The following is a 25,241-nucleotide window of genomic DNA, read 5'->3' as shown; positions in this document are numbered from 1 at the left end:
ATTACGCCTCACCCTAAATCCCTCTCCTTTGGAGAGGGGCTTTACAATATATTTCATGCAAAAGCCCTTTCGCCTTTCGCTTTTTACTGTTCGCCTGCTGGCTTTCATTCTTTTGCTTTCAGCTTTCAGCTGCCATTTTAATCCCGACATGCAAACGCCGGGGCAGGCTTACTTGCAGGGCGAGTGGCAGCAGGATTCGATAGCCGGGCAAAAGCAATTGCTGAACTATTCATTATATCACCTGAAGTTTAGCTGCGACTCGTTTGTTATGACGATCCATTCCTACAGCAAAGTAAATAGCGGTGGCGATTCATGTACCAGTAAAGGCCAGTGGATTGAATATTGCAAAGGTACCTACATCCAAAAACACGACACCCTGCATATGAAAGGCCTGTTCTGTAATGCTGATTTAACCATAAAGGATGAAAAAAGCTGTTTCCGCTATGGCGATTATGACGAGTATTTTAAGATCAGAAAAAAGGCAGATTCGCTTATCCAGTTTGCCGGCGCCACAAACGTTATCCCTATCAACGCACATTTAATTAAAAGAACCTCCTGTGTTCCAAAACCATTGTAACATGAAAATGAATTTCTTAAAAAAATTAGCTTTAGGTATCGCTATGATGTATGCTCCCCTGCAATCAATGGCATGGGGTACGCAGGGGCACCGCATTTGCGGGCAGATTGCAGATAGTTATTTAACCCCACAGGCCCGGAAAGCTATCAAAGAGATCCTCGGCGATGAGTCGATAGCCATGGCCAGCAATTGGGCTGATTTTATAAAATCGGACCCTGACTATAGTTACCTGTATAACTGGCACTTTATTGATTTTGATAAGGCATATACTTATCCTGAAATGCAGGAGTACCTGGTGCACGATACAAGTGTGGATGCCTACACCAAAATAACTTTTATGATTGCCGAGTTAAAAAAGAAAGACCTGGCAAAAGATAAAAAGCTGCTTTACCTGAGGATGCTGATCCATGTGATTGAGGATGTTCATCAGCCCATGCATACCGCACATACAGATGATAAAGGCGGGAACGACTTTAAAGTGAATTGGTTTAGTACCCCCACAAACCTGCATTCAATATGGGATTCTCAACTGATAGATTTTCAGCAGTTAAGTTACACCGAATATACCAGCGCAATTAACCATACCACGCTGGCGCAGCGTAAAGAATTACAAAAAGCACCTATTGCTCAATGGTTATTTGAATCGAACCAAATTGCTGAAAAATTATACACCGAAATAAAGCCCGGCGACACCCTTAATTATAAATACAACTTTAACCATATTGATACGCTGAACAAGCAATTGTTAAAGGCAGGCATCAGACTGGCCGGGGTATTGAATCAATTATTTAGTTGATTAGGTCGATTAAGTGAATGGTTGATTAAGTTAAAAAACTTAGCCGCCTTCAACTTAGTCAACCTGATCAACCACTCACTCCATCAACTAACTCACAATGAAACTACTAATGGTTTGCCTCGGCAATATTTGCCGTTCGCCGCTGGCGCATGGCATAATGGAGTACCTGGCCAATGAGCGGGGGCTTAATTGGGAAATAGAGTCTGCAGGTACAGGCAACTGGCATGTTGGCCAGGGGCCTGACCGGCGGTCAACCCGCACCGCCCGTGAGCACGGGATAGATATCAGCAATCAGATCTGCCGCGTGTTCAGGATCGGTGATTTCGATTACTATGATCATATTTTTGTGATGGATAAAAGCAACCTAAGTGATGTGCTTGCAATGGCGCGCAATGAGGAAGACAGGAAAAAGGTAAGCTTACTGCTGGGCGATAAAATAGTACCCGATCCGTACTATGACGATACCCAGTTTGAACCGGTTTTTCAAATGATTGAGAAAGGGTGCAAGGAGATATTAAAAAGCCTTACAGAAAGATAAAATAGTTTAGTAACACGCTGTTCAAAGCCTGAACATCGCCAGCTCAATTCCGTTTCTGAAATAATTGCCGTCGCGTTTCATGCCGATTTTTTCCAGCACACGCTGGGATGCTGTGTTTTCAAGATCGGTTACCGCAACAAATTTTGCAGCCGGGTTTACTGTTAGCATGCAGGATAAAAGGGTATCTGTCATTTCTGAAGCTATGCCTTTGCCCCAGTACTCATACCTGAAAGCGTAACCCAACTCAATGTTGTCGCTGCCATCATCAAATAAACGCAGCAGGCACATGCCAATAAAGTCATTATCCTCCGTGTTGAATAATCCCCAGCGACCGGTAACGTCGCCTGCTGGTGCAGCGTTAAGGTGCTCCCTGAATATTTGAATATGGTCCTCCCGGCTGCGGAAAGGCAGGTATTGCATAACCCGGTCATCGTCATAAAGGCTCAGGTACATTTCTTCTTCTGCGGCTTTGAACCGCCTGATGATGAGACGAGGTGTTTGGGTAAGGATATTCATTATCCAAAAATAACTAAGATTAATATATTTTTTTTTGATTTTGCGATTAAAGGCAAGCTGGGTTTTCATCATAGCCATCCGCTAATCCTAAAAATCATGGTTCAGACAATCTTACTTTTGTATCTTTGCGCCCTATGGCATCCATTAAACCATCTGTACCAAAAGGCACCCGTGATTTTTCACCCACCGAAATGGTGAAGCGTAATTTTATTTTTGATACCATTAAAGGTGTGTTTCGTAAATATGGCTATCAACAGATAGAAACACCATCTATGGAAAATCTGTCAACCCTAACCGGCAAGTATGGTGACGAAGGAGATAAGCTGATGTTTAAAATATTAAATAGCGGGGATTTTTGGAATGATGCTGAAAATAAAAAACTAAAAGAAGAGAACTTTGAATTCAATTCAAAGAACCTGGTTCCCATAATTTCCGAAAAAGCCCTTCGTTATGATCTTACAGTGCCTTTCGCCCGCTACGTTGTGCAGCATCAAAACGAGATCACTTTCCCTTTCAAGCGGTTTCAGGTGCAGCCGGTTTGGCGCGCAGACAGGCCGCAGAAAGGCCGCTATCGCGAGTTTTACCAATGCGATGCCGATGTGGTCGGCTCTGATAGTTTGCTTAACGAGGCTGAGTTTGTATTGATTTATGACGAGGCTTTAAGCAAGCTGGGATTAAAAGATTTCACCATAAAGATTAACAATAGAAAAATACTATCGGGTATTGCCGAAATTATAGATAAATCTGATAATATAATTGACCTTACGGTTGCTATTGACAAGCTGGATAAAATTGGCCTCGATGGGGTGATCAAAGAACTGATGGATCGCGGCTTTACTGCGGATGATATCGAAAAAATAAAGCCGGTGATCCTGCTTGAAGGATCAAACGCTGAAAAGCTGGAAAGCCTGCGCAGTGCATTAGCCAATTCGGCTACCGGCTTAAAAGGGTGTGATGAACTGGAAACGGTGTTCAATTATATTGCCGGTTGCCAACTCATAACTGCCAGATTAGAACTTGATATAACTTTAGCAAGAGGATTGAACTATTATACCGGCGCTATCTTCGAAGTGAAGACCAATGAAGTTGCCATGGGCAGTATAGGCGGGGGTGGCCGGTATGATGACCTTACCGGCATGTTCGGGCTAAAAGGATTAACAGGCGTGGGGATTTCCTTTGGTGCAGACAGGATCTACGATGTAATGGACGAACTAAATCTGTTCCCCCAGGCAACAAGCCAATCCACCCAATTACTGATCTGTTGCTTTGATAAGGAAGGTGAACAATTTGCCCTGCCGATATTACAGCAGTTGCGCCGAAATGAGATTAATGCGGAACTTTACCCTGCAGGCGCCAAACTAAAAAAACAACTGGACTACGCCAATAACAAAAATATCCCGTTCACCATTATCATCGGCAGCGATGAAATTGAAAGCGGTTTATTAACCATTAAAAATATGCAAACCGGGGTACAGGAAAAATGTACCGCAAATCAAATCCTTACCGTTATCAGTAAATAAGCATCAGGCGGCATGGCTGATGTACTTTACCAGGCTCCTCTTTGCAACGGGCAATAAGGTTTGTTCCAAAGGGAATGTAATATCGCTTTGCACATAATAAACGGCAGGGTTGGGCAGGTGTTTATTTCGGCGGATCAGGTCGAGTTTTAAAGCTTCAGGGGTATTAGTAATGCTCTGCTCCCAGGTGTCGACATAATTAATGTTAATACCGCGATACTTGTCGTCCTTATTTTCAAAAATGGTGATCTGGAACTCATAAATAAAATTGGTGCGTTCCCCTCCGTTCCTGAGCGAGAAATAGCCATGATAGGGCAATAGCGGCACAATACCTACCGGATCGATATTCAGCCGGCTTTCCACAAAATCATAAATCTCTTTCCCGGTTTGAATAGCCGGATCCATTTTTTGCAGGGCATAGCTAATGATCTGCTCAATTTCGCGCATAGAGTTGTCGTCGTCCACAATTTTCTGATAGGTTAGCTTAACCGCTTCAATATCCGCTTTGGTTAACCGCTGCGGAAATGCCTGCTGCAGCATGGTTTTGTTCTTTTTAAAATACAGCAGGTTGTTGAAATGGAAGATCAGGTCGGTAATCGTTGGATACAGTTTGCTCTTGTCAAAGTGGCGGTTAATCTGCTGCAGGTAATCCAGCAGTACGTATTTTTTATGCTCAAAATCTATCGAGCCTTCTATAAACCAGTTGATACCTAATGACTTCATTATTTCAAACTCCTTTCAAATAATTTTTACCATATAAACCAAACACATTTATTACCTCTCAAAATCTCCTCTTGCGGAGCGGACGCTGTCTTCGCGCTTCCTTTAGAATCCCTCTACTTTGGAGAGCGCTCTGAGTGAGGCTAATAATTCCAAAATCAAACCCACGGTAAATTAAACAAAAAACAGCAATTTTGCAATATGCCTTTAGGAACCCTTTATTTAATCCCCGTGCCGCTTGCAGACGAAGCTGCCGCTAAGTCATTTACGCCTTACCTGGTTGATACTATCAATAGCATTAAGGAGTATATTGTTGAAAATGAAAAAACCGCGCGCCGGTTTTTAAAAGAAGCAGGGCTTAAAACCCCGCAAAGCGAACTGCTGATCCACGATTATGGCAAACACAACCGGGCAGATGGCACCGCTGAGTTTTTTAAAGGATTGCAGACCGGTAACGATGTGGGAATAATGAGCGAAGCCGGATGCCCCGGTATTGCCGACCCGGGTGCGGAGCTTGTTGAAAAAGCGCACCGCATGGGTATAAAAGTGGTGCCGCTGGTTGGCCCAAGCTCAATTTTGCTGGCGCTGATGGCCTCGGGCTTTAGCGGACAAAGTTTCACCTTTAACGGCTACCTGCCTATTGATAAGGTTTTACGCAGCAAAAAGATCAAAGAATTGGAAAATTTGTCGGAACGGAACGATCAGACGCAGATCTTTATTGAAACGCCTTTTCGTAATAACCCCATGCTGGAAGAAATTTTAAAAACAGCAAACCCGAAAACGAGGTTATGTATTGCATGTGATATTACGGCGCCGACGGAATTTATTCAAACCAAAACTGTAGGCGAATGGCAAAAGAAAGTGCCTGAACTGCATAAACGGCCAACCATATTTTTAATTTTCCATAAGTTGTAAGTGACGATCAGCGAAACGCATACCAGGGTATTAATAGTTGGGGCGGGGCCGTCCGGCCTGATGATGGCTGCCCAATTATTGCGGCACGGTGTTTTACCCATAATTATTGATATTAAACAAGGGCCTACCGACGAGTCAAAAGCCCTGGCTGTACAGGCGCGTTCACTGGAAATCTACCGGCAAATGGGGGTTGTTGAACGCGTTATTGAAAACGGGCAACAGGCCGGCGGGATTATTTTTAATGATAATGGCAGCCAGGTTGCCGAATTGCCACTTGACCATTTGGGTGGTGAACAAACGCCTTTTCCATACGTTTTGATGTACCAGCAAAGCAAAAACGAACGCCTGCTGCTGGATTACCTTACGCTTAACTGCTGCCCGGTTTATTGGGAAACTACGTTAACCGCACTAACGCAAACCGCAGAAAGGGTTGAAGTTCAATTAAAAACGGTTGACACCGTTACTAATCTTACCTGCGATTGGGTTGTAGGCGCCGATGGGGCACACAGCGTAGTCCGTAAGCAATTGCAAATCCCTTTTAACGGTGAAACGTACGGGCACAATTTTTACCTGGCCGACGTTGAACTGGCGAATGATGAACTGCGGGATAAAAAGATCCACCTTTATCTGGCGAAAAAGGGGTTTTCTGCATTTTTTCCAATGCCGGAGCTCAACCGCTACCGCGCTTTGGGCAACCTGCCCGACGAGCTGAGCAATAAAGAAGGTTTAACCGTTAATGACATATTGCCGGGCCTGGATAAAACGAGCGGGCTAAACATAAATATAGCGGAGACCTTTTGGTTCACCACCTATAGACTGCATCACCGCATGGCTGATAACTTTAGGGCTCAGCGCTGTTTTTTAATTGGCGATGCCGCGCATATCCATTCCCCGGTAGGCGGACAGGGCATGAATACCGGCCTGCAGGATGCCTATAACCTGGGCTGGAAACTAGCCGGTGTTGCGAACGGAACGCTGGCTCCTAAAATATTGAGTAGCTATGCGGATGAAAGAATACCGGTGGCTAAAAGACTGTTAAGTACCACCGATAGGGTTTTTAGCATGATCATGTCTGACAGCTGGATGGCGGGCCTTATAAAAAGATGGGTAATGCCTGTTGTATTGAAACTGGCCTGGGGCAACGCAAACATCAGGGCGTTTTTTTTAAAACAGGTATCGCAAATCGGGATCAATTACCGCGACAGTAGCATTAACCTGCACGTTAGCCAATCTACCCGGATAAAAGCAGGTGACAGACTACCTTACTTTAAAGTATTCGACGAAAAGAAACAGGCGGAAACCGACCTGCACGAGTGGTGCAGCAAGCCAGGCTTTACACTCATTATACTGGGCAAGCTTGCTGAAATGGACCTGTTCTCGCTGGCCAAATGGATTAGCCAAAAATACCCGGGTATGCTTAACTTCTTCTACCTGCCCAAATCAATCAAAAATCAGGCAATTTTTGATGCATTCGAGGTAAATGAAAATCAGGGTAAATCGCTTATTGTTCGGCCTGACATGTACATTGGTTTTATCAACGATAAAATTGATATGGTGCTGATGGATAATTACATGGGGAATGTAGTCGGTGTAACCCAAGGCCGATAGTATAGTTAGAATAGCCCGAAGCAACTGATTTTATCACAGTCTGCATCCGCCGATTAAGTATTTTCCTGCCTTCCTACCAGCACCAACCGGTTGGTGTCAAAGTTTCCCTTTCATCCGTCCAGGCCGCGTGGAATATAGAATTGAGTGACTATGTGTGCTGGCACTGCGCATCCACTACCCGTGGATCATTTCAGCTTTGCCATAATTTTTTACTACTTGTGCTTCGTAAGCTAAAAATTCGGTCCAGCGTTTTTCAACGTCAATTCCATCTGCGTATTTTTTTGCCAGGCGAATGAACATGGCGTAATGGGTAGCCTCGCTGATCATCAGTTCATGATAAAATGCCGAAAGCTGCCCGTCATTTATATTTTCAGACAATACCTTAAAGCGCTCACAGCTGCGGGCCTCTATCATGGCCGAAAACAAAAGCCTGTCTATTAATTGTACGATGCGGCCGCCTCCTATGATAATGAATTTGCGCAGCTCGTTTACATAATTGTCTTTACGCTCGCGGCCCAAAACAAAGCCCCGTTGTAAAATAATATCGTGAACCCGTTTAAAATGGTCCATTTCTTCCTGTACCAGCATGGTCATTTCCTGCACCAGATCCGATAGGTTGGGGTTTTGTACAATTAAAGTAATGGCGTTGCTGGCTGCTTTTTGCTCGCAAAATGCATGGTCGGTTAAAAGCTCTTCGATATTGCTTTCAACAACGTTTTTTACCCAAAGCGGGTCGGTAGGTAATTGCAGCTTAAGAATTGTTTTTTCGCTCACGCTTGCAAAGATAGTTATTGCTTGTTTGAGTTGGAGCAGCTAGATTTAATTGAAACAATGTTTCCCAAACAAACTACCGGTATAAATTTTTACTGTCAATAAAGTCGAGCACAATATCGGGTACAAAATATTGCACGTTCTTTTTTTGTGCGATAGACTGGCGGATAAATGTTGCGGAGAGCTCCATGAGTGGTGTCATGGTTATGGTTACTGACGGGTGGCTGGCCAAGTCGGTATTTTCATAGCCAGGGCGGGGATAAACATAAATCTGGTAATCGCGCAGGATCAGTTTATAGTTCTTCCACTTGGGTAACGATACCAGGTTGTCAGAACCCATAATGAGGGCAAACTCATGCTGCGGGTATTTCTCTTTCAGGTGGGCCAGGGTGTCAATGGTGTAAGATGGCTGGGGCAATTTCAGTTCCACATCGCTTACTTCCAGGTTGGTTGAATTATCAGTAGCCAGCTTCGCCATTTCAAGCCGGTCATACGTGTTAATAAGGTCGCCGTATTTTTTCAAAGGGTTTTGGGGAGATACCACCAGCCACACTTTATCGAGTGTGGTGTAATTTGCCATGTAATTTGCTATAATTAAATGGCCGACGTGTATGGGGTTAAATGAACCGAATAGTAGTCCTATTTTCATTCGTTAGTTCATGGTTAATAGTTTATGGATCATGGTACTTTTGAATGTTTTAAAATGTTTCGGCTACGAGTACGAACCTTAAACTAAGAAGCTGTCATGAAATTCTTTACTAAATCTTCAGCTTCTGCGCATGCCGTTTGAAGATCGTAATTTTTTAGGATAATATCAAATTGAGGTGCATAATTCAGTTCTTTTTCTGCTTTTATGAAACGTTCAGCCAGTTTTTCCTTACTGTCAGTGCCGCGGCCGGCCAGGCGCTCTTTTAGCACCTCTAATGATGGCGGTTGTACAAATATGGCCAGGGCCTGGTCTTCATACTTGCGTTTCAGGTGCATGCCGCCTTCCACATCAATATCAAATATTACCGTTTTTCCAGATTTCCAGATGCGCTCAATTTCAGTGCGTAGCGTACCATAAAAGGTGCCGGTGTAAACTTCTTCAAATTCGACAAACTGTTTTTTAGCAATGCGGTGTAAAAATTCTTCTTTGCTGATAAAGTAGTAGTCTTTGGCGTGAACCTCTTCTCCGCGTGCTTTACGGGTTGTTGCCGAAATGGAAAATTCAAGCCCGGGGACTGTTTTTAACAGGTGATGTACAATAGTGGTTTTGCCCGCTCCTGAGGGTGCCGAAAATATGATGAGTTTGCCTTCTTTGGTCATTAGTTGTTGTAAAGGTTGTAAGCGTTATAAAGGTTTGAAAGGGTTATAATTTGAATAGCTTTTAACTACTGCAACGTTTACAACCTCTTCAACAATTACAACACATTTAATAACTGTTCTTTAATTTTTTCCAGCTCTTCTTTCATGCCTACAACCAGTTTCTGCATGTTGGCATCATTAGCTTTCGAGCCGATGGTGTTTACCTCGCGGCCAATTTCCTGTGATATAAAGCTGAGCTTTTTGCCATTGGCATCCGCATTTTTCAACGTTTCAATAAAATAGTTGCAATGCGTTCTCAGGCGGATCTTTTCTTCTGTAATGTCAAGCTTATCAATAAAATAGATCAGTTCCTGCTCAAAACGGTTTTGATCTATCGCTTCACGGCCAACTGCATCACTTAAAAATTGGTTAAGGCGTTCTTTTATAACCGGCACGCGCTTAGGTTCTTCAATTTCAACAAGGTCAAGGTTTTTAAGGATAATGCCGATGCGGTACTTTACGTCCTGCTCCAGCACATTCCCTTCGTCGCTCCTGAACTGCTGAAACGCAGCCAGTGCCTGCTGGTAAGCTTTTTCAGCAACTTTCCACTCTTCTTCTGATGCGGTTTCCTCTTCGTATTTTACAACCTCAGGCAGGCCCAGGGCAAGTTGTAATAAATTATTGGTGGGTTCGTTCAAATCAACGCTAACAGCTTTAAGCTGTTGGTAGTAATGTTTAAGCAGTGTAGTGTCAATACCGGCGGCATTTACTTTCGCGCTTGCTTTTTCAACGTTTATTGAAAGATTCACTTTGCCGCGTTCAATTTGCTTGCTGCAATCATTGCGCAGCTGAAATTCTTTTTCGGCAAATGTTTTGGGCAGGCGGAGCGAAAGTTCCAGGAATTTACTGTTGAGCGATTTTATTTCAACGGTATATTTTGTTCCTTCGGAATCAATACTGGCAATTCCATAGCCTGTCATGGATTTTATCATGTGCAAAGATAAGGATTAGAGATTAGAGATCAGAGGCTAGAGGTTAGGTTTTTTAAAGGGGGTGGATCGGACGTTAGAGGTTAGCTTTTTAATAGCTATAAATTCCTAACTAACCTCTGATCACTCGTCTCTAATCTCTAAGCCCAAACTGTTCGGCAAGCAGGCTATAGGAATTGAGCCTGTCTTCAAAATCCTCGGTTATGGTTATAGCAATTATTTCATCAACCTTATAATCTTCGGCCAACCAGGTTAGTTTTAGTTTTATTTCTGAGGGCGTCCCGGCTATTACCCTTGCGCGGTTGTATTTAATGCGATCCATCTCTGCTGCGGAATATTCAACATCTTTTATATCATCGTAGCTTACGGGACTGAGGCCGCCGCCTTTTTCAAACTGGTTAAATCGGTAATCCATTAATGCCTGGTGTTGCCGTATTTTTTCCTTGTCCTCCGAACAAAAAACAAATATGGCCACGTTTGCCTGCGCGGTCGCCTTGTCTGCCGAAGGCTGGAATTTGTCGCGGTACATGGCAACCGCTTCCGGCCCGCCAAACGGATTAATAAAATGAGCGAAAGAAAGGCCCATGCCAAAATGGGCTGCAAACAAGCCGCTTTGCCCGCTTGAGCTCAGCAGCCACATGTCGGGAACGGTTTGCACCTGCGGGATAGCCCTGATCTTTAACTGTGGCGTACCGGGGTCGCCGCGGTCGTGAAAGTAATTGTTGAGTTCGTAAAGCTGTTCAATAAAATCCTGTTCGCGAAACTGGTTCGAAGGATTAAGCATGGATGCGGTGATCCTGTCGGTGCCGGGTGCGCGGCCCATCCCCAAGTCTATTCGTCCGGGTGCCAGCGCTTCAAGCATACGGAAGTTTTCGGCCACTTTTAAAGCGCTGTGGTTGGGCATCATTACACCACCCGAGCCGATGCGGATATTTTTTGTCTGCGATGCCAGGTAGGCCAGCAGCACCTCGGGTGTTGAGCCTGCCAGGCTGCCGGTGTTATGATGCTCAGAAACCCAAAAACGGGTATAGCCTAACTGATCGGTATGTTTTGCCAAAGCGATGGTTTCCTGTATGGCTTGTTCGGCTGTAACACCTTTGCGAATGGGCGATTGGTCCAATACGCTGAGGCGGATGTTGTTTGTGTTCATAGTAAATTAAAACACAAAATTACGGAAGGGGATGTGGAGCGATTGTAAAGTTTTCAGGTAACTCAATCATCGCTTTTCAACCGGTTAATTACCTGTAAAAAACAGATCATTAACAAAACAGAGACGCGAACCATCGCGTCTCTGTTTTGTTATCCTTGAAACTATTAGGCGTTAAAGTGGTACAGGAAAACCACCTCGCCTGTATAGGCAGGTTTTTTCTCATTCTCAATTTCCATGGTTACGCCAATGGTGGCTTTGGTAATGCCTCTTAGGTTAACTATGGCAACAAGTTTTGCGATCAGCCTTACTTTGCTGTTAACTATAACCGGCTGGGCAAACCTGATATTTTCAATACTGTAATTGATCTGCATTTTCAAATTCTGCACGTCGGCTATCTGGTGCCAGAAATACGGCAGCAGTGATACGGTTAAATAGCCATGCGCTATGGTTGCCTTAAAAGGGCTCTCGGTTGCCGCCCTTTGCGGGTCGGTATGGATCCATTGGTGGTCAATGGTTGCCTCGGCAAACATGTTTATTTGTTCCTGGGTTATGGTATGCCAGCCCGAGGTTCCGATCTCTTTACCAAGGTGGGTCTCAAATTCGGCATGGTTTCTTATGATTATCATGTAAGTAAAGTTTGTTAGTGATTGATGCAATTGGTCTGTAAAAATAGTAAACTGCGGGATATTGCAAAATGTTTAAGTTTCGCAGTTTTTTCGAAGGCTTAAACAGGGTGAATCCTGCTTAATCCTAAAATCCTTTAATCCCGGTTCAGACAATTTACCCCACAATCCATTTACTTTTTGGCAGTAAAGACAATAATTTAACCACTATAAAAGTGAGGATGAAAGCGCAAAGGCCCATCAGCGGAATTTTAACCGCGGCGCTGGCAAAGCGATGGTCGAGCAAGGAATGCACTGCGTTTAAAATAAGGATATGAGCCAGATAAATGCCATAGCTTTTGGCGGCAATATCCAGCAGTAACCGTGTAAAAGGACTATCAGGATTTTTTATTTTGAGGTTTTTGAACATCAGGAAGGCCCCGGTTGTCATCATGGCAACGTTTATGGTTTCAAAGCCCCAGGTAAGCGCAAGCTTATTGATAAACTTTTCTGTATCCAGGCGGTGGATAAAGCCATAGGTAGTTATAGCGTAGCCCGCAATTATCAAAATGACACCGGCAGTGTAATTCCAGGGGCGGGGTTCCATGTGGTAACGTTTAATATAGTTTGCCAGCACCACATAGCCTAAAAAGCCTGAAAAATAATACAGCATTGGCGTGCGGTTCCAAAAGGTTTCGCCCCAAATGTCGGGAATCACCAGGTGGATATATGGGATAGTTAGCGTAACGGCCCATAGTACAAGGTAAAACTCCATGCTTTTTCGGCTGGCTGTTTGGATCCAGGGCGATATAATGGGGGCAAACAGGTAAATGCCCAGCAGCATATATACAAACCAGAGGTGTCCAATACGCGCCCCGTAATTGAGCGGGATATTAGCGATATTGGTAAGTGTGGTATTCAAATCTACGTAGCCTTTTGCATAATAATATAGGGCGTAAAATATACACCACAAAACAAAAGGTACCAGGATACGGCTGAACCGCTTTTTAAAAAAAGCCGGGATGTCAGTTACCGGGAAAAGAAAAAGCCCCGAGATCATTACAAACAATGGAACGGATATGATACAAATGGGATTGTACCAGCCTACCCAATAAGCATCCAAAGTATTGGTGATTTTTCCGCCATTGCCTATATAATAAAATTCGCCGGCGTGTGCCTGGATCACCATGTAACAGGCAATCACCCTTAAAATATCAAAGCCGTAATTACGCATTGCTGCAGCGTTGGTCATGCTCATTTAAATAGTAATTGTGAAAGGTACTATTTTTTTAAATATAGGAAAACACGATACCCCCGGGATAGCTGGCTTTATTAACCCATTACCGGGGCTTTGAGGGTATAATTAATTTTAAAATAAGGTAGTGGTGAACCCAATGCTGTAACTCACGTAATCCGGGTTTAAAATATAAGTTCGGCTGTGCTCAAATAAATGGTAATAGCCCGTTTCCATTACTAATGCAAAATGCGGGGCCAGATAATATTCAATCCCTGCAGATATTTTTAACGCCGGGTAGTTTCTGCTGATGCTGTTAACAGCAACGCCTGACGAGTTATTGGTAACCGCATCGTACCCCGAGCTGTTATATCCCGGCTGTATCAGCCCGTAAACACTTATTCCATTTAACTTGCGCCTGTAGCCCGCGCCCACCATGAAAAATGCAGCAGAGAGCTTTCCGCTCGTTACATTTGTGGGGAGCTGGCTTAAAATACTTTTGTAATGGTTGGTTAGGGCATCGTAATTAAATCTGAAAAATATCGCATTGGTATATTGAGGACGGTATTCCATCGCGGTATTAAGCGTAAAGCCTGATCTAATGCTCGTTTGCTGATCTCCCGACGGAATGTTGATCCCTATGGCGCCGGGAAAATAAAGGCGCGACGTGAACTTTTCTGTTTGACAGTTGGCGTTTATTAAAAAAGCCAGTAAACATAATGCAGTTAAAAAATATTTTTTGATCAAAGCCGCTTTTCAAACAGTTTTTCTACCTGTTTTGAAACTAAATTAAGGCCTAATTCTGTAGGTATTATGAAGTACGGTTTATTTCACTCATATCAAGTTCACAAAGGCAGTGTAAACCAAAAAGTGGAACCCTTTCCAACTTCGCTTTGGACGCCAATTTTGCCGCCATGTCTTTTAATAATTTCCGATGAAATATATAAACCAAGGCCCATACCTGAATATTGTCCGCCGCCGTAATCTGCGCGGTAATACCGGTCAAACAAATGTGGGATCTTATCAGCAGATATCCCTAATCCGGTATCTTTAACAGACACTTTAGCCGTATTGCCCTCTTTTTCAACTATAAAATAAATGTTTTTACTTTCGGGGGCATATTTAACAACGTTGTTTACCAGGTTTACCACCACCTGCTCAATTCTGTCTTCATCAGCATCAACCTTGAGTGTTTCATCGCCTTGCACAACAAGTTCATGAACGCCGGCGGCCCTCACATGACCGCAGCAGTCTTTAAGCATACCGGCAATTACAAAAACACTTTTGTTCAACCGCAGCTGTCCTTCTTTCATGCTGTTTACATTCAGTAACTCATCAATAAGGTGGGTTATTTTTAACATACTCCTGTTGGCCTGGTCTAAAAATCTCGGCAACATGGGCGACGGGTCATTTTTCATTCTGTCCAGTAATTGCAACGAGGCTTTAAGGCTTGTAACCGGTGTTTTTAATTCATGGCTGGCAATACTGATAAACTCATCTTTTTTGCGCAACATTTCTATCGTACTTTGTTCCGCATCTTTTTCAATTGAAACATCAAGTACGGTGCCTATAAAACGCGTAGCTTTATTATCCTTGTCAAAATAGGCTTTCCCTTTTGATTTTATCCAGCGCAGCTTTTGGTCGTTTTTGCCTATTGTCCGGTATTCCTCGTTAAACTCTCCGCGGTTTGCACCTTTTAATGTTTTATTGATTGAATTATCCGTAGCGGAGCGGTCATCGGTATGAATATAGCTTAAAAAACCTGCATAGTCAATACTGTCTGCCGGCGCAAGTCCGTATAATTCTTTGCAGCGGTTGTCCCAGATCAGCTCTTTGGTTATCGGGTTAAAATCCCAGGCCCCTATCCCTGCTGATTCAATAGCGAAATGCAGCCTTTCCTTGCTCTCTGCAAGCAGGCGTTCTGCTTCGGCAAGGCCTTCTTCAACTTTACGCTTGTCCGTTATATCATGAATAGCAAGCAGTGTAAGTTTTTCATCGGTGTAGGTATCAAACTGCCTGGCTGTTAATTGCATTATCCGCCGGCCAATGGTCGAAAATATGTGATCTACTTCAAAAGCCTTAAAAAAGCCTTGTTGAGGCAAAGTTTTTTCCAATTGTTCGCGCAAGGCGGGAATATCCCATTGTTTATTACCCAGGTCATATATAAATTTCCCCTCTGTATCCTCTTCATTCACCCTGAACATATTGTAAAAACCATCGGTAGCCCGCAATACCACAAGGTCCTTATCCAAAATAACCAACGGGTCGTGAATGGTGTTAAATATTTCCTCGGTATATTTCCGGGAATTGTTCAGTTGTTCATTCCTGTCAAGCAGCTCATTATTTACAATAGTTATTTCTTCATTGCTACTTTGCAGTTCCTCTGTTGATGTCTCAAGCTCCTCGTTCAGGCTTCGCAGTTCCTCACTTCCTGACAGCAGCTCTTCATTTGCACTTTGCAATTCTTCATTGGCGGCTTCCTGGGTTTCAGTTATTGATCGCATGTCCTCGCGCGTTTGCGTTAACTCCTTCTCCAGCTGGTCAATTTGCTGCACCCAGGCATTAATATTTTCAGGCGTATGCCTTGAGTTTAGTTTACTGCTATCAGTTAATGACGAAGGCTCTGAAAGCATACTATTTTGAAAAAGAATTAAATAGTAATTGTCTTCGGTATCTGACAGTGGCACTACTTCAATATTTACGTAGTGCCTTTCATTATCTATTTTAAATGAAATGCCCTCTTTGCGCATAGCTTCCTGCTTGGTTTTTGCTAAATGCAGCAAACTCCTAATCTCAAAACTCAGGCCTTCACGGGCCATCTTTAATACATTAAAGCTCGGCTTTCCAGGTGATACCGCCAGCCATGGGTCTGTTTTTCCCCGAAACTGTGTGATGTCGAAAGATTGATTTACCATAACCCCGGCAGGTGTGTATTTTGAAAGTAATAAGGCATCAGCCACTTTATTAATATCATTTTCACTGCTATTTTCAGGTATTATCTGGTCTATTGCTTTTAAAGTTTGCTCGCTTCTTTCGGATGTTACGGCCCTTACGCGCCCATGGGGCCCCTTTGACTGGTAAATTTTTTGAGTTTTATTTACGTGTGTAAAAATATCAGTACTTGTTCCAATAGTTTCTGATTTACCCAGCATTAAATAGCCTCGCTCATTCAAAGCGTAATGAAACGTGGAAAGTGCCCTTTTTTGCAAAACGGGCTCCAGGTATATCATCACATTACGACAACTTACTAGGTCTATTCTTGAAAAAGGAGGGTCTTTTAATAAATTATGGTGTGCAAAAACACACATATCTCTAATCGTTTTATTTACCTGGTAACTGCCGTCCAGCTTATTAAAAAATTGTTGGATCTGAAGGGTCGAAAGGCCCCCAAGGTCGTTTTGCCGATAGATCCCGGTGCGTGCCCTGGCGATAGCAATCTCTGACACATCCGTTGCGAAAATCTGTATTTTACGAGCTGATGCTTTGTCTCCAAGGTATTCCTGCAGGCAAATAGCTATTGAATAAGCTTCTTCGCCGGTGGCGCAGCCTGCCACCCAGATCCTTATCGCTTCGTTTGGTGTTTTGTGGATCAAGATGGCCGGAAGTATGCTTTCGCAAAGCACTTCAAAGCTTTGGGGGTCCCGGAAGAAATTTGTAACTGAAATCAGCATATCATTATAAAGCGCATCCTGTTCAGGCTTGTTTTCCCGCAAAAAATTGAGATACTCTTTGGGCTTCTCTATTTTAACGAGTGCCATCCGGCGCACAATGCGGCGCTTAATGGTGCTTTGTTTATAATTAACAAAGTCAACCCCTCTGCGGATCCGTAAAACCGTAAGCAGTTGCTTGAAGATTTCCTCATCATGTTCAGGTTCATTTTTTCCGATTTGCCCTTCAATAGTACCATCGTTAAAAGGCTGATTGATGGAAATTAGTTTTGACATGATTTGTTCAGCAGGCAAAATAAAGTCAACTGCGCCTGATCTGATGGCACTCCGGGGCATACTGTCAAAAGTGGCTGAGTCCTCGCTTTGCGCAAAGGTTAAACCGCCGTAAGCCTTAATCACCTGTAAGCCTACTGTGCCATCATCCAATGCTCCTGATAATACTATTCCAATAGCAAAACTTTGATGCACCACGGCCAGGGAGGAAAAGAAAATATCAATGGTTTTAACCTTTTTATTTTTTATGGGTTCCAGTTTAAGAATGCCATCTGTTGCGGTAAGTATATATCCCGGGGGAATTATATAAACATGATCGGGTTCCAGATGGATATTGTCTGCGATCAATAAAACTGGTATTTTGGTGCTTTTCTTAAAAATCTCCGGTAAATAACTATTGTAGTCGGGGCTTAAATGCTGAACAAACACATAGGCCATTCCCGATTTTTCAGGAACGGACTGCAAAAAAAGTTTAAATGCTTCTATCCCGCCCGCAGAAGCTCCTATACCCACAACAGGAAACTGATTATCTGATAATACAAGATCTTTATCTACTAAATTGGGTAACGGCATTTTAAATGATTAACAGAAGTGAGGGTAGTAGTGGGCGGTAGTGTTATTTAAACAAAAATAAGATATAATTGTTTAAATAAACGTGAAGGGCTATTTATTTAGCTTGTCACACAGTTTGGGCTCAACATCCTTCTCTTTTTCTTAAAAAACGCTCTCCTGTATTTCATTTCAGCCTTTTGGTATTAGCCGCGCGCAAATCTGTACAGATAAATGAATGTTCGAAAATAAAGGCCTATCAAAGATATTTTTTACATTTAAACTAAAAAATAGAAATGAATGATAAACCCGCCCTGTTAAATTATCCCGCACTTAACCGGAGAAAGTTTTTTGTTAATACAGTAAAAGCAACCGGAGTGCTGCTGCTTTCACCGCTTGTAAATAACGCGTCGGTCATTATTAATGTGGACGAAGGTTACACCGCAGGCCAAATAATGGACCTGTTTATAAATCAGGTGCCTGGCGGGGCTATAACCGGAACTGTTGATACCCTAAAATCCGGCAACCGGGATATTAAGGTGACGGGAGTGGTAACGGCCATGTTTGCCACAATAGATGTAATCAGGAAGGCTATAGCCCTGGGGGCTAATTTTATCATTGCCCATGAACCGACTTTCTACAATCATGCCGATGATACCGTATGGCTGGCTAATGATGAAGTTTACCATTACAAAGCCGACCTGCTTAAACAACACAATATAGCCGTATGGCGCAATCATGATTATATTCACAGTGTAGTGCCCGATGGCGTTATACAGGGTGTGCTTGATCAACTGCAATGGGAAAAATATGCCGATCAAAAAATTCCGGAGATTATTACGCTGCCTGCAACCTCGCTGGCCAACCTGGTAGGTTATGTAAAAGAAAAACTGGGTATTGAAAAGGTGAGATACATAGGCGACCCGGCGCAAAGCTGCGCCCGTGTACTGTTTATGCCGGGAGCTGCAGGCGGCCGGCAACAGATCCTGGGAATTGGACAGGTAAAGCCTGATGTGCTGATCTGTGGCGAGATATCGGAATGGGAAACTGCAGAGTATGTACGCGATGCCAGGGCAAAGGGAGACAAGATAGCGTTAGTGGTGCTTGGGCACATTGCGAGTGAAGACGCCGGATCAGAATTTATGCTCAGCTGGATTAAAAAAAACATTCCATCCCTGAAAGTGACGCGGGTTAAGCCGGGTAATTCTTTGTCGTTTATGTAGGATAGCAATTCTTTATCATTCTGAGCGCGCTCAGAATGATAAAGAAGAAGGGGTTAAAAAACTATTTTTCCGGTTGCGGTTACCAATGATGCTATTCTAACCGCATCAAAAATACGCTCCTCGGCAGTGCCTAATTTTATCAGGGAATCTTCGTGGGCATTTACGCACATTTCGCAGCCGTTAACTGCCGAGATGGCCAGGCTCATCAATTCAAAAAATTCCTTCCCGGTAACAGGCTTCATCATCAGCTGCATGCGGATCCGCGCAGGAATCTGGGTGTATTTTTCCTTTTGCGTAAAATGACGGAAGCGATAAAATACATTATTTGAGGCCAGTAATGACGCACAACCTACTGCTTCTGCTATGTCAGCAGCGTTGGCTTCCTGCTCTTCAGCATATTTGGTGAAAAATGTTGTTAAAAGGGCATTGTTGTTATTAATAGCTGTGGACAACCCAAGCAGGGCACACTCTTTTGTGCTCAAATGTTCAGATGTCAGGATGCTTGTAAAATTCAGTTTGAGGTCGCGCAGGTAGCGAGATTCGCCATTTTCAAGCAGGGTAAGGCTTTGGTTGCGGTAAGCCGCATCAATGCCCAGGCTTTGTAATAATTCGGTTATTATTTCGGTAGATTCGTTCATTATTTCTACATTAAATGGTATAAAAAATCCCCGCATCCTGTAAATGCGGGGACCTTGTATTTTAATAAATTAAACAGTAATTGTGTCTTCGCCTTTAACCCAGTTGCAAGGGCAAAGTTCGTCAGTTTGTAAACCATCAAGTACACGTAATACTTCTTTAACGTTGCGGCCAACACTCAGGTCATTTACTGATACCCAACGGATGATGCCGGTAGGGTCAACTATAAATGTAGCGCGGTAAGCAATTTTTTCATTTGGCTCTAATATACCCAGTTCTTCAGCTAATGATTTTGAAGTATCAGCAAGCATTGGGAATTTCAAATCGCGCAGGTCTGCGTGGTCTCTTCTCCATGCTGCGTGTACAAACTCAGTATCGGTTGAAGCGCCGATCAAACGGGTGTCGCGGTCGCGGAACTCACCGTAGCTTTTGTTAAACTCGGCAATTTCGGTTGGGCAAACAAAGGTGAAATCTTTTGGCCACCAGAACATTACAGTCCAAACGTTATCTTCATTCACCAAAAAGTCCGAAGTGATAGTTTCAAACTCTTTTCCTTTTTCAATACTTACAACAGCTGTTTTAGAAAACTGAGGGAATTTTTGACCTATAGTTAGCATATTTATATTGTTTTTTAATTTGCGTTACAAATATATCAATTTTACAGTGATGGTTTTATCTAAAGAATTTATATCATATAGTTTATATCTATAAATTTGTACGAATTTAATTGCTTTTATCAATATGATAAAAGTAGACTGCATATGCGTAGTCGCCTGAGCAATTTTGCAAAAGCAAGCCCTTAGAATTATGAAAAGCACAATATCCTTTTTGTCAGATCAATAATTTGTTCACCCCAAGTACAACAGTTGCTTTAATTAGAGGCGTGACTTTTAACCTTTATAAATTCATGTAAAAACTTAATTTTCAAAGCTATGCATGGAAATTTATTTTAAAACAAATGTTTTTTTAACAAACAATTCGCATCTTTGAATAACTGCCAATTATTAGCCATCTATTTGAGAAGATACTAACTTTTGTTTTACCCTATAAAACGAATTTTATGTCTATGAACTCTTCTTTAGAAAATCCAGGCACCGACCCGCTATGCCCCTGTGGAAAAGGAAATCAGTCAGACTTAGAAAGGATCCGTCGCGGGTTATTTGTTAAGACTTTTTTTTCATGGTTGCCCCTGAAGAGATACAAGTGTTACAAATGCACACGTACCAGGTGGGTGTTAAGCAAATAACGTTTTTTTTTCACCAACATAACCCATAGCTGTTTTTTATGGTTTATAAAGTAATAAAAACATACTTTTACTTTATAAACCGTTAATTTAACAGTTAACTAATTTTTCAGGAGATTTCCAATATAACTTTATGTACAGACGTAATTTTGTAAAACTTTCCGCCACAGCCGTGGCTGCTTTATTGTTTAGCCGTGTAACTTATGCCGGCGGAAGTGCTGCATTAATGAACACTCCTGATGAAGTTTGGGGACAGGCTGGGGGCGATTGGTTCCGGCTCACACGCTCAGGAGGGAAATTTAATTATAACGACGTTGAAGTGAGCATACAACCTAACAGTAACGCCAGCGGCGTTTATGTCAGGTCGCCATCAACAGCACTAACCGGGATCCGCCTTAAATGGAAACACCAAACCAATACCTCTGCGAAAGTATTGGGTGACCACTGGGAACGCACCTACGGTGATGTGGGCTGGAAGACCCCTGATGGCAATGTTAAAAACCCATGGTATGTGTTATTGAATGATGATAAACACACAGCCTGCTTTGGCGTTAAAACCGGGGCAAATACCATTTGCTGGTGGGCGGTTAACGCGGGTAGTATTGAATTGACGCTTGACACCCATTCCGGTGGATCTGGCGTTCAACTGGGTACACGCAAATTACATGCCGCCGATATTGTTACAACCGAAAGCGCTGCAACAGAAAATGCATTTGCTACTGCAACGCGGTTTTGTAAGCTGATGTGCGATAAACCCCGGTTGCCCAAACAGCCGGTATATGGAATAAATGACTGGTACTTTGCTTATGGCAACAATTCGGCAAAGCTGATAAAGGAAACAACCGCACTAATGGCTGAATTAGTAACCGATACAGGTAACCGTCCGTTTTCGGTGATAGATGCCGGCTGGGCCCAATATTCACCTTTACTGCCAGGCGACGGTGGCTGGAACGAAGACTTTTCAAAACCAAATGATAAGTTTAAGGATATGCACCAGCTTGGCGACGACATAAAGAAACTGGGGATGCGCCCCGGTTTGTGGATGCGGCCATTGTGCGCAAGGCACGATGAAAAAGCCAGCCTTTTAGCACCTAAAATCCCGGGCCGCGATGATCCCAAAAGTCCGGTGCTCGATCCCACCATCCCGGAAAATATTGAGCGGATCAAACATTATTTCGACGTTTATAAACAATGGGGCTACGAGATGGTGAAGCATGATTTTTCCACCGATGATATCACCGGTCGCTGGGGCTTCCAGATGAGGGAAAGCATTACTTCGCCCGGATGGAGCTTTTACGATAAAACTAAAACCACAGCCGAGATCATCAATCACCTTTACAGTGCCATTCGTAACGCAGCCGGCGACGATATTTACGTGATAGGCTGTAATACCATGAGCCACCTTTCGGCAGGGCAATTTGAACTCAACCGCATCGGCGATGATACCAGTGGCAAAGAATGGGCGCGCGTAAAAAAAATGGGGGTAAATACCATGGGTTTCCGCTTGCCACAACACAATAATTTTTATGCTGTTGACGGCGATTGCGTGGGATTAACTACTGATATTTCGTGGGAGAGGAACAAACAATGGATGCAGCTGCTTACCGAAAGCGGAGCCCCGTTATTCATATCTGCCCAACCGGAAGCCACAGGTGCAGCTCAAAAGAGTTTTATAAAAGAATGCTTTGCCAAAGCAGCAAAAGTACAGCCGACCGGCGAGCCGCTCGATTGGCTGACCAACCCGTTCCCTTCCAAATGGAAATTAAACAACCGGGAGGTGGATTTTAACTGGGACTAAAGAATCAAAGATAAATACCGGGAGCGGATAAATAGGGCTACGCCTTTTTATCACGCTCCCGGTTTTATTGCCCCGGGCTCAACTCTTAACTTTTACGGCAGTTTATTAGGGTTATTTTTTCCAAAACATGTAACCTTATGCGGTATTTGGCATCTCACTGGGATATATCATTTTTATGTCTTTAGTAATTACCGGCCTCACAAAACAATATAATAAACATAAAACAGGATTATCTAATTATTCCATTACCATAGAGAAAGGAATACTAGGCTTGCTTGGTCCTAATGGCGCCGGCAAATCAACCCTGATGAAAATTATTGCTACTATTAGCAAGCCAACAGCCGGCACGCTGTTTTTAGATGGCGAGGATATTGTAAATAGCCCTGACAAGATTCGTAAAATCCTTGGCTATCTGCCACAGGATTTTGGCGTTTATCCAAATCTTAATGCATACGAGTTTCTGGAATATATTGCGGCGCTAAAAGGCGTTGGTGGCGATGGTTTACGCAAGCGGATTGATATGCTGCTTGACGGCGTTAACTTAACAGCCGATGCGAAACGGCCCATAGGCACCTATTCAGGCGGTATGAAACAGCGAATAGGCATTGCCCAGGCACTGCTTAATGACCCAAAAGTATTGATATTTGATGAGCCAACAGTCGGACTCGATCCCGAAGAACGGGTAAGGTTTCGCCAGCTGATCTCAGATCTTGCTAACGATTGTATTATAATCCTGTCATCGCACATCGTATCTGATATTGAAGCTATTGCCGATGAAGTAGCCATTATGCAGAACGGTGCTCTGCTTGAAAAAGGGATGCAGCCTGATATCGTTAAACTGGTTGAGGGTAAAGTATTTGAAGCCGTTTTAAACAGTGACGACCTCGTAGTTTTAAAGGCCAAACACCTGGTTATTGATACCAGCCGCCAAAAGGAACTTACTAAAGTAAGGTATATTATCAAAGGCAATACTCCTGAACCTGCTTCACTTCCGGTTAACGCTACGTTAGAAGATGCTTACCTGTATTTAACACAAAACAAAGCCTAAACCCGTGAAATACATTTACAGTATCATCAAAGCCGACTATCTGCAGCGTACCCGCAGCTACTCCTTTTTAATAACCCTTGCAATTACAGTTTACGGTGCTTACTCTTTTGTGCCGCCGCCAACAGCTTCTTATACCACTTTAAATATAGTGGGCTATAAAGGTGTTTATAATTCGGCCTGGGTAGGATATGTTTCAGCAATGATGACAACTATCATGCTTTCTTTATATGGCTTTTTCCTGGTAAACAGCGGCATAAAAAAAGATATTGATACCGAAGTAGGGCTAATTATAGCCACCACGCCCATAACCAATTTTGAATACCTGCTCAGCAAAATGCTCAGTAACTTCCTGGTGTTGCTTACCATTACAGGTATTACGTTTTCGGTTAGCATTGTAATGTTTTTTATACGCACCAGCGGCTACCCGTTTATTATCGCAAATTTTATGCTTCCCTACCTGCTGTTTGCAATACCCGCTCTGCTCACTATTTCGGCACTGGCAGTAGTTGCCGAGGTTTTCCTGGGAAAACGGAACATTTTGCAATACATTATTTTCATATTTCTGTTCGGTGTAATAATGGCCAACGTAACAAATGCCCGCAATAACACCGTCGCTGTTTTTATCGACCCGTTTGGTGTGCGTACCATGACACACAGCATTACAGATAAAGTAAATGCACAGTTTCACGAAAGCGTCCCGGCAGTTAACCTTGGCTTTACATTTAACGCCAAACACGCGTTTAAAACGTTTGTATGGGATGGTATCAGTTGGTCAGGCATTTTCTTTTTAAGCCGTTTGGTGTGGATCTGCTTCGCATTTGGAATAGTGTACATTTCATCGTTTTTCTTTCACCGTTTTGATTTCAAACAGTCCATTAGCAAAAAGAAAAAGGGTTCAATATTTGCAGGAGCGCCCGAAATGTCGGTAAGCCCTGCTAAAAGTATCAACATAGCATTGCTGCCACCGGTTATTACGGATTATAGCATTTTTCCTTTTGTAAAAACTGAAATACTGCTCCTGATCCGCAAGGGGTCCAAATGGTTCTGGCTTATTAATGGTGCGCTTTGGTTAAGCATGTTTTTTGCTCCTTTAAATATTACTCACGCTTATTTATTGCCCGTATTATTGTTTTTGCAGGTTACCCGCTGGTCGGACCTGGCGACAAAAGAGAAAACAAACCGCCTGCACTATTTCACTTTTTCATCGTATAAACCATTGCAGCGCATGCTGCCGGCACAATTGCTGGCGGGTATTATCATGGCGCTGGCATTAACACTCCCGGTATTGGTGCGATATATTTTTGCCTCAGATATTTACCATGTTATCACCATTATTAACGGCGGTATATTTGTTGTGATGCTGGCCGTTTGCCTGGGTATTTTAAGCGATGGGAAAAAACTGTACGAGATTATGTTTTTTATGCTGACTTATTGCATAGTTGAAAAGATACCTATTGCAGACTATTTGGGCGCGATGCAGCACGATTCACGAACCGGATTTATAATAACCATGTTGCTGTTTAATTTATTCTTTGGTGCAGTAAGCTTTACGGTAAGGGGGTACCAGGTAAGGCATTTGTAGA

General features: G+C 43.1%; 23 protein-coding genes. 10 read left to right on the top strand and 13 right to left on the bottom strand.

The genetic code is table 11. The annotated features are described in order from the left end of the window. Positions 1-55 precede the first annotated feature (55 nt). From MuYL_RS22135 to MuYL_RS22125, 3 genes are all read left to right on the top strand, one after another. Positions 56-577, top strand: a complete 522-nt coding sequence (locus MuYL_RS22135; protein ID WP_094572621.1) for a hypothetical protein — start codon at positions 56-58, stop codon at positions 575-577. A gap of 1 nt (position 578) precedes the next feature. Continuing rightward, positions 579-1,373: a S1/P1 nuclease gene (locus MuYL_RS22130; protein WP_245845694.1), complete on the top strand. Its 795-nt coding sequence runs from the start codon at positions 579-581 to the stop codon at positions 1,371-1,373. A gap of 97 nt (positions 1,374-1,470) precedes the next feature. After that, positions 1,471-1,911 carry a low molecular weight protein-tyrosine-phosphatase gene (locus MuYL_RS22125; protein WP_094572620.1) on the top strand — a complete coding sequence of 147 codons (441 nt, stop codon included), beginning with the start codon at positions 1,471-1,473 and terminating at the stop codon, positions 1,909-1,911. 21 nt (positions 1,912-1,932) lie between these two features. Here the strand turns inward: MuYL_RS22125 and MuYL_RS22120 are convergent, their stop codons facing one another. Then, on the bottom strand, positions 1,933-2,427 hold the full coding sequence (locus MuYL_RS22120) for a GNAT family N-acetyltransferase (protein ID WP_157741053.1): 495 nt from the start codon (positions 2,425-2,427) through the stop codon (positions 1,933-1,935). A 134-nt stretch (positions 2,428-2,561) separates the two neighbouring features. On the opposite strand from MuYL_RS22120, the gene hisS reads away from it, so the two are divergent. Next, positions 2,562-3,947 (top strand): histidine--tRNA ligase, encoded by a 1,386-nt coding sequence (gene hisS, locus MuYL_RS22115; RefSeq protein WP_094572618.1) that lies wholly within the window; start codon positions 2,562-2,564, stop codon positions 3,945-3,947. A gap of 3 nt (positions 3,948-3,950) precedes the next feature. Here hisS and MuYL_RS22110 read toward each other — a convergent pair whose 3' ends face one another. After that, positions 3,951-4,667: a hypothetical protein gene (locus MuYL_RS22110; RefSeq protein ID WP_094572617.1), complete on the bottom strand. Its 717-nt coding sequence runs from the start codon at positions 4,665-4,667 to the stop codon at positions 3,951-3,953. 198 nt (positions 4,668-4,865) lie between these two features. On the opposite strand from MuYL_RS22110, the gene MuYL_RS22105 reads away from it, so the two are divergent. Together MuYL_RS22105 and MuYL_RS22100 are read left to right on the top strand one after the other, a co-directional pair. Next, positions 4,866-5,579 carry an SAM-dependent methyltransferase gene (locus MuYL_RS22105; protein ID WP_094572616.1) on the top strand — a complete coding sequence of 238 codons (714 nt, stop codon included), beginning with the start codon at positions 4,866-4,868 and terminating at the stop codon, positions 5,577-5,579. Continuing rightward, positions 5,580-7,187 carry an FAD-dependent monooxygenase gene (locus tag MuYL_RS22100; protein WP_094572615.1) on the top strand — a complete coding sequence of 536 codons (1,608 nt, stop codon included), beginning with the start codon at positions 5,580-5,582 and terminating at the stop codon, positions 7,185-7,187. 174 nt (positions 7,188-7,361) lie between these two features. On the opposite strand, the gene miaE is transcribed toward MuYL_RS22100, so the two are convergent. From miaE to MuYL_RS22055, 9 genes are all read right to left on the bottom strand, one after another. Next, positions 7,362-7,961: a tRNA-(ms[2]io[6]A)-hydroxylase gene (miaE, locus tag MuYL_RS22095; RefSeq protein ID WP_211710200.1), complete on the bottom strand. Its 600-nt coding sequence runs from the start codon at positions 7,959-7,961 to the stop codon at positions 7,362-7,364. Positions 7,962-8,034: 73 nt separating this feature from the next. Continuing rightward, a complete protein-coding gene (gene nadD / locus MuYL_RS22090) occupies positions 8,035-8,607 on the bottom strand; it encodes a nicotinate (nicotinamide) nucleotide adenylyltransferase (protein WP_094572614.1) in 573 nt (190 codons plus the stop codon). Positions 8,608-8,690: 83 nt separating this feature from the next. Beyond that, positions 8,691-9,266 carry a guanylate kinase gene (gmk, locus tag MuYL_RS22085; protein WP_094572613.1) on the bottom strand — a complete coding sequence of 192 codons (576 nt, stop codon included), beginning with the start codon at positions 9,264-9,266 and terminating at the stop codon, positions 8,691-8,693. Positions 9,267-9,361: 95 nt separating this feature from the next. Next, the gene (locus MuYL_RS22080; protein ID WP_245845692.1) at positions 9,362-10,237 is read right to left on the bottom strand and encodes a YicC/YloC family endoribonuclease; all 876 of its coding nucleotides are present in this window, start codon (positions 10,235-10,237) and stop codon (positions 9,362-9,364) included. Positions 10,238-10,367: 130 nt separating this feature from the next. Beyond that, complete coding sequence (locus tag MuYL_RS22075; RefSeq protein ID WP_094572611.1) at positions 10,368-11,384, bottom strand: LLM class flavin-dependent oxidoreductase; 1,017 nt, start codon at positions 11,382-11,384, stop codon at positions 10,368-10,370. 164 nt (positions 11,385-11,548) lie between these two features. Then, positions 11,549-12,010, bottom strand: coding sequence for a MaoC family dehydratase (locus MuYL_RS22070; protein WP_094572610.1), 462 nt, complete (start codon positions 12,008-12,010; stop codon positions 11,549-11,551). A 154-nt stretch (positions 12,011-12,164) separates the two neighbouring features. After that, positions 12,165-13,244, bottom strand: coding sequence for an acyltransferase (locus MuYL_RS22065; protein ID WP_245845690.1), 1,080 nt, complete (start codon positions 13,242-13,244; stop codon positions 12,165-12,167). Positions 13,245-13,355: 111 nt separating this feature from the next. Then, positions 13,356-13,967 carry an outer membrane beta-barrel protein gene (locus MuYL_RS22060; protein WP_094572608.1) on the bottom strand — a complete coding sequence of 204 codons (612 nt, stop codon included), beginning with the start codon at positions 13,965-13,967 and terminating at the stop codon, positions 13,356-13,358. Between the two features lie 98 nt (positions 13,968-14,065). Then, positions 14,066-17,734 (bottom strand): CheR family methyltransferase, encoded by a 3,669-nt coding sequence (locus MuYL_RS22055; RefSeq protein ID WP_094572607.1) that lies wholly within the window; start codon positions 17,732-17,734, stop codon positions 14,066-14,068. A gap of 272 nt (positions 17,735-18,006) precedes the next feature. On the opposite strand from MuYL_RS22055, the gene MuYL_RS22050 reads away from it, so the two are divergent. Beyond that, complete coding sequence (locus MuYL_RS22050) at positions 18,007-18,933, top strand: Nif3-like dinuclear metal center hexameric protein (protein ID WP_094572606.1); 927 nt, start codon at positions 18,007-18,009, stop codon at positions 18,931-18,933. Positions 18,934-18,986: 53 nt separating this feature from the next. Here the strand turns inward: MuYL_RS22050 and MuYL_RS22045 are convergent, their stop codons facing one another. Continuing rightward, positions 18,987-19,571: a carboxymuconolactone decarboxylase family protein gene (locus MuYL_RS22045; protein WP_094573068.1), complete on the bottom strand. Its 585-nt coding sequence runs from the start codon at positions 19,569-19,571 to the stop codon at positions 18,987-18,989. A gap of 69 nt (positions 19,572-19,640) precedes the next feature. Beyond that, entirely contained in the window at positions 19,641-20,186 is a 546-nt protein-coding gene (locus MuYL_RS22040; protein WP_094572605.1) for a peroxiredoxin, read from the bottom strand. A gap of 759 nt (positions 20,187-20,945) precedes the next feature. Here MuYL_RS22040 and MuYL_RS22035 point away from each other — a divergent pair. From MuYL_RS22035 to MuYL_RS22025, 3 genes are all read left to right on the top strand, one after another. Next, a complete protein-coding gene (locus MuYL_RS22035) occupies positions 20,946-22,610 on the top strand; it encodes an alpha-amylase family protein (protein WP_094572604.1) in 1,665 nt (554 codons plus the stop codon). A 175-nt stretch (positions 22,611-22,785) separates the two neighbouring features. After that, on the top strand, positions 22,786-23,658 hold the full coding sequence (locus MuYL_RS22030; RefSeq protein ID WP_094572603.1) for an ABC transporter ATP-binding protein: 873 nt from the start codon (positions 22,786-22,788) through the stop codon (positions 23,656-23,658). Positions 23,659-23,662: 4 nt separating this feature from the next. Further along, complete coding sequence (locus MuYL_RS22025) at positions 23,663-25,240, top strand: hypothetical protein (protein ID WP_094572602.1); 1,578 nt, start codon at positions 23,663-23,665, stop codon at positions 25,238-25,240. Position 25,241: the final 1 nt, after the last annotated feature.

The sequence above is a fragment of the Mucilaginibacter xinganensis genome (genome assembly GCF_002257585.1).
Lineage (GTDB): Bacteria > Bacteroidota > Bacteroidia > Sphingobacteriales > Sphingobacteriaceae > Mucilaginibacter > Mucilaginibacter xinganensis.
This window is presented reverse-complemented; position numbering and strand designations above follow the sequence as displayed.

What these genes read in the sequence shown, in the direction of transcription:
- gmk (WP_094572613.1), bottom strand. Translation starts at nt 9,266, where the DNA reads ATGACCAAAGAAGGCAAACTCATCATATTTTCGGCACCCTCAGGAGCG.
- MuYL_RS22125 (WP_094572620.1), top strand. Translation starts at nt 1,471, where the DNA reads ATGAAACTACTAATGGTTTGCCTCGGCAATATTTGCCGTTCGCCGCTG.
- MuYL_RS22130 (WP_245845694.1), top strand. Translation starts at nt 579, where the DNA reads ATGAAAATGAATTTCTTAAAAAAATTAGCTTTAGGTATCGCTATGATG.
- MuYL_RS22080 (WP_245845692.1), bottom strand. Translation starts at nt 10,237, where the DNA reads ATGATAAAATCCATGACAGGCTATGGAATTGCCAGTATTGATTCCGAA.
- MuYL_RS22065 (WP_245845690.1), bottom strand. Translation starts at nt 13,244, where the DNA reads ATGAGCATGACCAACGCTGCAGCAATGCGTAATTACGGCTTTGATATT.
- MuYL_RS22045 (WP_094573068.1), bottom strand. Translation starts at nt 19,571, where the DNA reads ATGAACGAATCTACCGAAATAATAACCGAATTATTACAAAGCCTGGGC.
- MuYL_RS22120 (WP_157741053.1), bottom strand. Translation starts at nt 2,427, where the DNA reads ATGAATATCCTTACCCAAACACCTCGTCTCATCATCAGGCGGTTCAAA.
- MuYL_RS22055 (WP_094572607.1), bottom strand. Translation starts at nt 17,734, where the DNA reads ATGCCGTTACCCAATTTAGTAGATAAAGATCTTGTATTATCAGATAAT.
- MuYL_RS22135 (WP_094572621.1), top strand. Translation starts at nt 56, where the DNA reads ATGCAAAAGCCCTTTCGCCTTTCGCTTTTTACTGTTCGCCTGCTGGCT.
- MuYL_RS22075 (WP_094572611.1), bottom strand. Translation starts at nt 11,384, where the DNA reads ATGAACACAAACAACATCCGCCTCAGCGTATTGGACCAATCGCCCATT.
- nadD (WP_094572614.1), bottom strand. Translation starts at nt 8,607, where the DNA reads ATGAAAATAGGACTACTATTCGGTTCATTTAACCCCATACACGTCGGC.
- MuYL_RS22070 (WP_094572610.1), bottom strand. Translation starts at nt 12,010, where the DNA reads ATGATAATCATAAGAAACCATGCCGAATTTGAGACCCACCTTGGTAAA.
- MuYL_RS22040 (WP_094572605.1), bottom strand. Translation starts at nt 20,186, where the DNA reads ATGCTAACTATAGGTCAAAAATTCCCTCAGTTTTCTAAAACAGCTGTT.
- MuYL_RS22050 (WP_094572606.1), top strand. Translation starts at nt 18,007, where the DNA reads ATGAATGATAAACCCGCCCTGTTAAATTATCCCGCACTTAACCGGAGA.
- hisS (WP_094572618.1), top strand. Translation starts at nt 2,562, where the DNA reads ATGGCATCCATTAAACCATCTGTACCAAAAGGCACCCGTGATTTTTCA.
- MuYL_RS22110 (WP_094572617.1), bottom strand. Translation starts at nt 4,667, where the DNA reads ATGAAGTCATTAGGTATCAACTGGTTTATAGAAGGCTCGATAGATTTT.
- MuYL_RS22030 (WP_094572603.1), top strand. Translation starts at nt 22,786, where the DNA reads ATGTCTTTAGTAATTACCGGCCTCACAAAACAATATAATAAACATAAA.
- MuYL_RS22105 (WP_094572616.1), top strand. Translation starts at nt 4,866, where the DNA reads ATGCCTTTAGGAACCCTTTATTTAATCCCCGTGCCGCTTGCAGACGAA.
- MuYL_RS22035 (WP_094572604.1), top strand. Translation starts at nt 20,946, where the DNA reads ATGTACAGACGTAATTTTGTAAAACTTTCCGCCACAGCCGTGGCTGCT.